Origin of the sequence: Streptomyces sp. NPDC004065, from assembly GCF_044903565.1 — a bacterium.
In the GTDB taxonomy this organism is placed as follows: Bacteria; Actinomycetota; Actinomycetes; order Streptomycetales; family Streptomycetaceae; genus Streptomyces.
The window spans coordinates 165,206-173,817 of the sequence record NZ_JBJDQT010000014.1 but is presented as its reverse complement, the minus strand read 5'-3'; the positions used below and the strand labels follow the sequence as shown (position 1 = coordinate 173,817).

At 72.0% G+C, this 8,612-nt stretch carries 5 protein-coding genes; 1 reads left to right on the top strand and 4 read right to left on the bottom strand.

The features are described 5' to 3' along the window. The coding region (locus tag ACI2LW_RS17510; protein WP_404732068.1) for a maltotransferase domain-containing protein at positions 1-836 on the bottom strand (836 nt) is incomplete at its 3' end. Between the two features lie 338 nt (positions 837-1,174). On the opposite strand from ACI2LW_RS17510, the gene ACI2LW_RS17505 reads away from it, so the two are divergent. Beyond that, complete coding sequence (locus ACI2LW_RS17505) at positions 1,175-3,823, top strand: glycosyltransferase family 1 protein (RefSeq protein ID WP_404732067.1); 2,649 nt, start codon at positions 1,175-1,177, stop codon at positions 3,821-3,823. Positions 3,824-3,845: 22 nt separating this feature from the next. Here the strand turns inward: ACI2LW_RS17505 and ACI2LW_RS17500 are convergent, their stop codons facing one another. The 3 genes from ACI2LW_RS17500 to ACI2LW_RS17490 all read right to left on the bottom strand — a co-directional run bounded on the left by ACI2LW_RS17500 (position 3,846) and on the right by ACI2LW_RS17490 (position 8,406). Further along, positions 3,846-4,367, bottom strand: a complete 522-nt coding sequence (locus ACI2LW_RS17500) for a DUF1990 family protein (protein ID WP_404732066.1) — start codon at positions 4,365-4,367, stop codon at positions 3,846-3,848. A gap of 76 nt (positions 4,368-4,443) precedes the next feature. Next, positions 4,444-6,105, bottom strand: coding sequence for a M4 family metallopeptidase (locus tag ACI2LW_RS17495; RefSeq protein ID WP_404732065.1), 1,662 nt, complete (start codon positions 6,103-6,105; stop codon positions 4,444-4,446). A 255-nt stretch (positions 6,106-6,360) separates the two neighbouring features. Further along, on the bottom strand, positions 6,361-8,406 hold the full coding sequence (locus tag ACI2LW_RS17490) for a M4 family metallopeptidase (RefSeq protein WP_404732064.1): 2,046 nt from the start codon (positions 8,404-8,406) through the stop codon (positions 6,361-6,363). Between the last annotated feature and the right edge of the window lie 206 nt (positions 8,407-8,612).

The following is an 8,612-nucleotide window of genomic DNA, read 5'->3' as shown; positions in this document are numbered from 1 at the left end:
AGCAGCGGCAGCGGGTCGGAGGCGGTGACCAGCTCCCGCAGCGGGTACCGGGCCAGCACCGCGTCCACCTCCGGCGTCAACGCCGCCGCCAGCCGTGCCGCGGCGGACCGCTCCTCGTCCCGCAGGGCCGCCACCGCGGCCAGGACGGCCTCCCGCTCCTCGCCCTCGGGCACCCCCTCGGCGGCCCGTTCGTACAGGCGTGCGCCCTCCTCCAGGACCAGGCCGGTGTCCAGGCCGGCCGGGATCTTGATCCGCGCGTGGTGCCGCCAGGTGGTGACCGGGTCGCCCCAGGCCTCGACGGTGTAGGTCCACCGGCCGGGCTCGCCGGCGGTCACGGTGGCGCCCCAGCGGTCGGTCCCGGGCGCCAGCTCGCGCATCGGCGTCCAGGGGCCGGGACGGCCCTCGGGGTCACGCAGGACGACATTGGCGGCCACGGCGTCATGGCCCTCCCGGAAGACGGTGGCCGAGATCTCGAACGACTCGCCGGTCACCGCCTTCGCCGGCCGGCGGCCGCGCAGCACCACGGGCCGGACGTCGAGGACGGGGATCCGGCCCACGGCGGTACCGCCGTCCGCCGGGCCCGGCCCGCCGGCCGCGCCGGTCGAGCCCCGGGTGCGGGAGGCGCCGCTCGCGCCGTCCGTGCCGGTCCTGCCGGCCGTACCGGCCGTACCGGCCGTACCGGCCGTACCGGCCGTACCGGCCGTACCGGCCGTACCGGCCGTACCGGCCGTACCGGCCGTACCGGCCGTACCGGTCGTACCGGTTCTGCTTCTGGTGCCGGCCGTGCCGGCCGTGCTGGTCGTCGGGGGTGTTGCCGAGTGGTGCGTGGCGGGCATGACCGCTCCTGTCCGCGTCAACGAGGGTGTGGGCGGATGTCGGTGGGGAGGTGGGTCCTGCGTGGTCTACCTGTGGGGTGTACGTGGTCTACCTGTCGGGTGTACCCGGTGGAGCCTTCCCACCCTATTCGGGTGAGCAATCCGGCACTTTGTTAACTACTCACGCGTATGTCCACGCACAAGACCGGCCACTCCGGACAAGGGCGGGAGAGCACCCCCGGCGCCGCTCGGGATCGCCGGACGCCAGCGGCGCCGGCACCGACACCGGTACCGTCGATAGTGACGGGACGCACAGCGCCGTGCGTCCATCCAGCGAACGCGTCACGCCGAGGTGGAATGTGAAGGCGATCCGTAGGTTCACCGTCCGTCCCGTTCTCCCCGAGCCCCTGCGCCCGCTCAGTGAGCTGGCCCGCAACCTGCGCTGGTCCTGGCACGCGGAGACGCGTGATCTGTTCCAGTCCGTCGACCCGGACCACTGGGCCTCCTCGGGCGGCGACCCGGTGCGCCTCCTCGGCAGCGTGAGCCCGGCGCGGCTGGCCGAGCTCGCCGAGGACCGCCGCTTCCTGCGCCGGCTGACCGCGGCGGCCGACGACCTGCGCGACTACGTCAGCGGCGACCGCTGGTACCAGGCCCAGCCCCCGGGCCTGCCGGCCGCCGTCGCCTACTTCTCGCCCGAGTTCGGCATCACGGCCGCCCTGCCCCAGTACTCCGGCGGCCTCGGCATCCTCGCCGGCGACCACCTCAAGGCGGCCAGCGACCTCGGCGTGCCGCTCATCGGGGTCGGCCTGCTCTACCGGCACGGATACTTCCGCCAGACCCTGTCCCGGGACGGCTGGCAGCAGGAGCACTACCCGGTCCTCGACCCCAACGAGCTGCCCGTCACCCAGCTCAAGGAGGCCGACGGCAGCGCGGCCCGGGTCTCCCTCGCGCTGCCCGGCGGCCGGGCGCTGCACGCCAGGATCTGGCTGGCGCAGGTCGGCCGGATCCCGCTGCTGATGCTGGACTCCGACGTCGAGGAGAACGACCTCGGCGAGCGCGGGGTGACCGACCGGCTCTACGGCGGCGGCAGCGAGCACCGGCTGCTCCAGGAGATGCTGCTCGGCATAGGGGGTGTGCGGGCGGTGCGGACGTACTGCCGGCTCACCGGGCACCCCGGACCGGAGGTCTTCCACACCAACGAGGGACACGCCGGCTTCCTCGGCCTGGAGCGGATCGCCGAGCTGTGCGAGCAGGGCCTGGACTTCGACGCGGGCCTGGAGGCGGTGCGCGCGGGCACCGTGTTCACCACCCACACCCCCGTCCCCGCCGGCATCGACCGCTTCGACCGGGAACTGGTCGCCCGCCACTTCGGACCCGACGCCGAGCTGCCGCACATCGACGTGGAGCGGATCCTCCAGCTGGGCATGGAGACCTATCCGGGCGGCGAGCCGAACCTGTTCAACATGGCCGTGATGGGCCTGCGGCTCGCCCAGCGCGCCAACGGCGTCTCCCTGCTGCACGGCAAGGTCAGCCGGGAGATGTTCCGCGGACTGTGGCCGGGATTCGACGCCGACGAGGTGCCGATCACCTCCGTGACCAACGGGGTGCACGCCCCGACCTGGGTGGCTCCGGAGGTCTTCCGGCTGGGCGCCCGCGAGATCGGCCCGCAGCGCACCGAGGACGCGCTGAGCGTGGGCGGCTCCGAACGCTGGGACTCCGTCGCCGACATCCCCGACCAGGACATCTGGGAGCTGCGCCGCGGTCTGCGGGAGCAGCTGGTGGACGAGGTGCGCCGGCGGCTGCGGGCGTCCTGGCGGCAGCGCGGCGCGGCTACGGCCGAGCTGGGCTGGATCGACGGCGTGTTCGACCCCGACGTGCTGACCATCGGCTTCGCGCGCCGGGTCCCCTCGTACAAGCGGCTGACGCTGATGCTGCGCGACCGCGACCGGCTGATGGACCTGCTGCTGCACCCCGAACGCCCCCTCCAGATCGTCGTAGCGGGCAAGGCGCACCCGGCGGACGACGGCGGCAAGCGGCTCATCCAGGAGCTGGTGCGGTTCGCCGACGACCCGCGGGTGCGCCACCGGATCGTCTTCCTGCCGGACTACGGCATGGCGATGGCGCAGAAGCTCTACCACGGCTGCGACGTGTGGCTGAACAACCCGCTGCGCCCGCTGGAGGCGTGCGGCACCTCCGGGATGAAGGCCGCGCTCAACGGCTGTCTGAACCTGTCCGTGCTGGACGGCTGGTGGGACGAGTGGTACCAGCCCGACTTCGGCTGGGCCATTCCGACGGCGGACGGCGCGGGCACGGACCCCGACCACCGCGACGACGTGGAGGCCGCCGCCCTGTACGACCTGCTGGAGCAGCGGGTCGCCCCCCGGTTCTACGAGCGCGGGAGCCTCGGGCTGCCCGAGCGCTGGATCGAGATGGTCCGCCGGACGCTGACGCTGCTGGGGCCCAAGGTGCTGGCGGGCCGCATGGTCCGGGAGTACGTGGAGCGGCTGTACGCCCCGGCCGCGCACGCCCACCGGGAGCTGGACGCGGACGCGGCGCGTGAGCTGGCGGCCTGGAAGGCGCGGGTGCGGGCGGCCTGGCACGAGGTGACCGTCGACCACGTGGAGACGTCCTCGCCGGTCGCCGAGAACGTCCCGGGCTCCGCGTCCACGGGCACCGCCGAGCTCGGCACCACCCTGGGCCTGCGGGTCCGGGTCGGACTCGGCGGGCTCGGCCCGGAGGACGTGGAGGTGCAGGCGGTCTCGGGCCGGGTGGACGAGGAGGACCGCATCACCGACGCGTGCACGGTCCCGCTGAAGCCGATGGGCGCCCCCGACCACGAGGGCCGCTGGGTCTACGAGGGCCCCCTCACCCTGGACCGCACGGGTCCCTACGGCTACACGGTCCGCATCCTGCCGTCCCACCGCCTGCTCGCCTCGAGCGCGGAGATGGGCCTGCTGGCCGTGCCGTCCGAGGAGACGGGAGAGGGGGCCGGGGTCCTGATGCGGTGACCGCCGCCCGCGCCGCGCCCGGTCAGTCCTCCGCGAGGCCCGCGGTCAGTCTGCGCAGGGTGGTGCCGCAGCGGCGCGCGTAGGCGTGCTGGAGGCCGCGGGTGGCCGGGCCGCCCGCGCGGGCGTACCACTTGGCGGGGCGGCTGAAGGCGGTCACGGTGAGCCAGACGGTGCCGTCGCCGGTGCGGTCCACGACGAAGGACTCCTCGCCGGTCTCCGGATGGCCGGGCAGCGTCCCGTACGCCCAGCCGGCGCGGCGCTGCTCCTCCACCGTCCAGACCACCCGGCAGGGCGCCTTGATCACACCGGCCAGGCTGACCGTGACGTCGACGCCGGGCGCGGCGCGCTCGGCGCTCGCCTCGATGCCCACGCCCATCGCGCGGTGCATCTCCCAGGTCAGCAGGGCCTGTGACGCCCGCCGGAACACCTGATGCCCCTCGCCGATGCGCGTGCGCACCTGCATGCGGTGGAAGCCCGGCGGGCAGGGGGAGGCGCCGTCGCGGGTGACCCCGACCTCCGCGTAGGTGAAGTCCTGTGCAGACATGCGACCCAAGCGTAGGACGGCCCCCGGGAGAGTGGTCCTCCCGGGGGCCGTCCCCGTCATCGTGTCCCGGCCGGCGTCAGCTGACGTTGACCGCGGACCAGGCAGCCGCCACCGCGTTGTACTCGGTGCTGCCGGAGCCGTACAGCGCCGACGCGGCGTTCAGCGTCGCCGTGCGGGCGCCCTTGTAGTTGGTGGTCGAGGTCATGTACGTGGTCAGCGCCTTGTACCAGATCTGCAGCGCCTTGGCGCGGCCGATGCCGGTGACGGTGGAGCCGTTGTACGTCGGCGAGTTGTAGCTCACGCCGTTGATCGTCTTCGCGCCGCTGCCCTCGCTCAGCAGGTAGAAGAAGTGGTTGGCGACGCCGGACGAGTAGTGCACGTCCTTGTTGCCGACGGAGGAGGACCAGTAGTCGGCGGAGCCGCCGTCCTTGCTGGGCTTGTCCATGTAGCGCAGCGGGGTGCCGTCGCCGTTGATGTTGATCTTCTCGCCGATCAGGTAGTCACCCTTGTCGGACGTGTTGTTGGCGTAGAACTCCACGCCGGTGCCGAAGATGTCCGAGGTGGCCTCGTTCAGGCCGCCGGACTCGCCGGAGTAGTTCAGGCCCGCGGTGTTGGAGGTGACGCCGTGGCTCATCTCGTGGCCGGCCACGTCCAGCGACGTCAGCGGGTGGTTGTTGCCGGAGCCGTCGCCGTAGGTCATGCAGAAGCAGCCGTCGTCCCAGAACGCGTTGACGTACTGGTTGCCGTAGTGCACGCGGCTGTAGGCGGCCACGCCGTTGTTCTTGATGCCGTTGCGGCCGAAGGTGCCCTTGTAGAAGTCCCAGGTGACCTGGGCGCCGTAGGCGGCGTCCGCGGCGGCCGTCTGGTCCGCGGTGGAGCTGGAGGCGGCGCCGGTGCCCCAGACGTCGTCCGCGTCGGTGAACAGGGTGCCCTGGGAGGTGCTGGAGCTGTGGGCCTTGTTGTACGTCTTGTGGCCGCCGCGGGTGGTGTCGTACAGCTGGTACGTCGAACCCGACTTGTAGGTGCTGAGGGTGACGGTGCCGGAGTAGAGCGTCTTGCCGGTGCCGGTCTCCACGCCCTGGTACTCGTGGAGCTTCTTGCCGGTGACCGCGTCGGTGATGACGTGCAGCTGGTTCGGGGTGCCGTCGTCCTGGAACCCGCCGACGACCGTCTCGTAGGCGAGGACCGGCGTGCCGCTGCCCGCCCAGATGACCTTGCGCGGGGCCTTGCCGGCGGCGGGCTTCTTTGAGCCGGCGGCCTCGGCCGCGGTCAGCGCCTGCTTCTCGGCCTTGGCGGTGGCGATCTTCGGGGTGAGCGAGGCCACCTTGATGGCCGCCTTGGTGGCTCTGGTCACGCCCTCGGCCCTGCCGGCCCCGGAGGTGTGGACGATCAGGTCGCCGCCGAGGACGGGCAGTCCGGCGTAGGTGCGCTCGTAGCGGGTGTGCACGGTGCCGTCGGCGTCCTTGACGACGTCCTTGACGACCAGCTTCTCCTTCGCGCCGAGGCCTATCCGCTCGGCGGTGGCCGCCGCGCCGGCCTGGGCATCGGCTATCAGGGAGGTGCGGGCCGCGGCGGACAGCGCGGTGGGGGCGGCGGCGAGGGAACCCCGGCCGGCCGTGTCGGCCGCGGGCTGGGCCGAGGCGCTGGTGGTCAGCCCGGTGCTCAGCAGGGCGCCGGCGGCGACGGCGGTGGCGATGGCCAGGGTGGTGCGCTTGTGACGCGCGTAGCGGGGAGTCACACAAGCTCCTTATGTGGGGGAGCCCGGTCGGGCGTGGGGTTGCCGGACCGGATCGAGGGGCGGGAGTGCAGTGCTCGTGCGGCGGTGTCAGGAAGAGTGACACCTAGGACGCGTACATGTCATGACCCCGAAGTGATGTTGGCCAAAAAATGACTGTCCGGAATATGTTTCGGCAGCGTGAACGGGCGCCGTCCCAGGGCTTGGACCTCCGGGACGGCGCCCTGACTCGGGGTGCGCGAGGGGGCTGCGGACGGCTTACGGGAAGGTCAGCTTCCAGCCGTCGATGTAGCCGGTGTCGTACGTGTAGACGTCCTGCACCCGCAGCTTCCAGGTGCCGTTGGCGGTCTCGGAGGACGCGTTCACGGTGTACGTCGCGTGCACGTCGTCCGCGGAGTCCGAGCCGCTGGAGTTCTTCAGCCGGTAGGCGGTGCCCGACGGGCCGATGAGGTCGACCACCAGGTCACCGCGGTAGGTGTGCACGATGTCGACCGAGACCTGGAGGTTCGAGGGGGCGTTGCCGGTCCTGCCGGTGACGCTGATGGAGGAGGTGACCGCCGAGCCGTGGTCCGGGATCGACACGTTGCCGGTGTTCTCGAACGACGTGCCGCCGCCTCCGCCGCCGCCGGAGCGCGAGCCGACCGCGACGGCCGCCCAGGCGTCCTGCACCGCCTTGTACTCGGTGCTGGAGGTGCCGTACAGCTCGCCCGCCGCCGCCAGCGTGCCGGTGCGGGCGGCCGCGTAGTTGGTGGTTGAGGTGAACTTGGTGGTCAGCGCCCGGTACCAGATCTGCAGCGCCTTGTCCCGGCCGATGCCGGTGACCGGAAGCCCGTCCGCGGTGGGCGAGTTGTAGCTGACGCCGTTGATGACCTTGGCGCCGCTGCCCTCGCTCAGCAGGTAGAAGAAGTGGTTGGCGATGCCGGACGAGTAGTGCACGTCCTTGTTGCCCACGCCCGAGTACCAGGAGTCGGCCGAGGCGCCGTCCTTGCTGGGCTTGTCCATGTAGCGCAGCGGGGTGCCGTCGCCGTTGATGTCGATCTTCTCGCCGATGAGGTAGTCGCCGACGTCGGAGGCGTTGTTGGCGGAGAACTCCACGCCGGTGCCGAAGATGTCCGAGGTGGCCTCGTTCAGGCCGCCGGACTCGCCGGAGTAGTTCAGGTCCGCGGTGTTGGAGGTGACGCCGTGGCTCATCTCGTGGCCGGCCACGTCCAGTGAGGTCAGCGGGTCGGTGTTGCCGGAGCCGTCGCCGTAGGTCATGCAGAAGCAGCCGTCGTCCCAGAACGCGTTGACGTACGAGTTGCCGTAGTGCACGCGGGAGTAGGCGGCCGCGCCGTCGTTGCGGATGCCGTTGCGGCCGAAGGCGCTCTTGTAGAAGTCCCAGGTGACCGCCGCGCCGTAGTGCGCGTCGGCGCCCGCGGTGGCGGCGTTCGACGTGGTGCCGTTGCCCCAGGTGTCGCTGGACTGCGAGAACAGCGTGCCGGTGCCGGACGAGCCGTGGTTGAGGTTGTACGTCTTGTGGCCGCCGCGCGACCCGTCGTTGAGCGTGTACGTCGAGCCGGACTGGGTCGTCGTCAGCGTGACCTGGCCGCTGTACTGGGTGTTGCCGATGCCCGTCTCGACGGCCTGGTAGCGGTACAGCTCCTTGCCGGTGGTCGCGTCGGTGACGACGTGCAGCCGGTTCGGGGTGCCGTCGTCCTGGAAGCCGCCGATCACCGTCTCGTAGGCCAGCACCGGCTTGCCGCTCGCCGCCCAGATCACCTTGCGGGAGGACTGGTCCACCGCGGCCCGGTCGGCGCCCAGGGCCTTGGCGCGCTGCACCGCCTGCTTCTCGGCGGTCGCCTTCGCCACCTTCGGAGTCAGGCTCGCGACCTTCACGGCCGCGTTCGTCGCCTTCACGACGCGCTGGGTCTGCCCCGACTTCGCGGTGTCCACGACCAGGTCGCCGCCGAGGACGGGCAGTCCGGCGTAGGTGCGCTCGTAGCGGGTGTGCAGGGTGCCGTCGGCGTCCTTGACGACGTCCTTGACGACCAGCTTCTCCTTCGCGCCCAGGCCGAGGTCCTTCGCCGTGCGCGCCTTGGCGCCGTCGGCGTCACGGACCAGCTCGGCGCGCTGCGAGGGCGTGAGCTTCACGGCGACGTGGGCCGGGTTGATCTTCCCTGCCTGCGGAGCCCGCGCGGGGGCGGCGCTGGCGGCGCCCGTCTGGACGGCCGCGGCGATCAGCGCGGCGACGCCGGCGAGGGCCAGACCCGCGGTGCGGCGGGGGGTGGTGTGGGAGGTGCGTCTGCGAGAGCTTTGGCTACTCAACACTGACTCCTTCTGCGTGGCCGCGGGTCGCGCGGCCAGGGGAGATCCGGACGGGGTGCGCCGCCCGGGCAGAACAGGTCGTAACGCGGAACCAGGTGCTCGTGTGCCGGCCCGCGCACAGCCGTCGAACGTGGGGTGCTGTGGGGTGGCTGTGAGCGGCCGAGGGGAAGAGTGACAGGAGATCACGCTCCTTGTCAGGAGCGCGT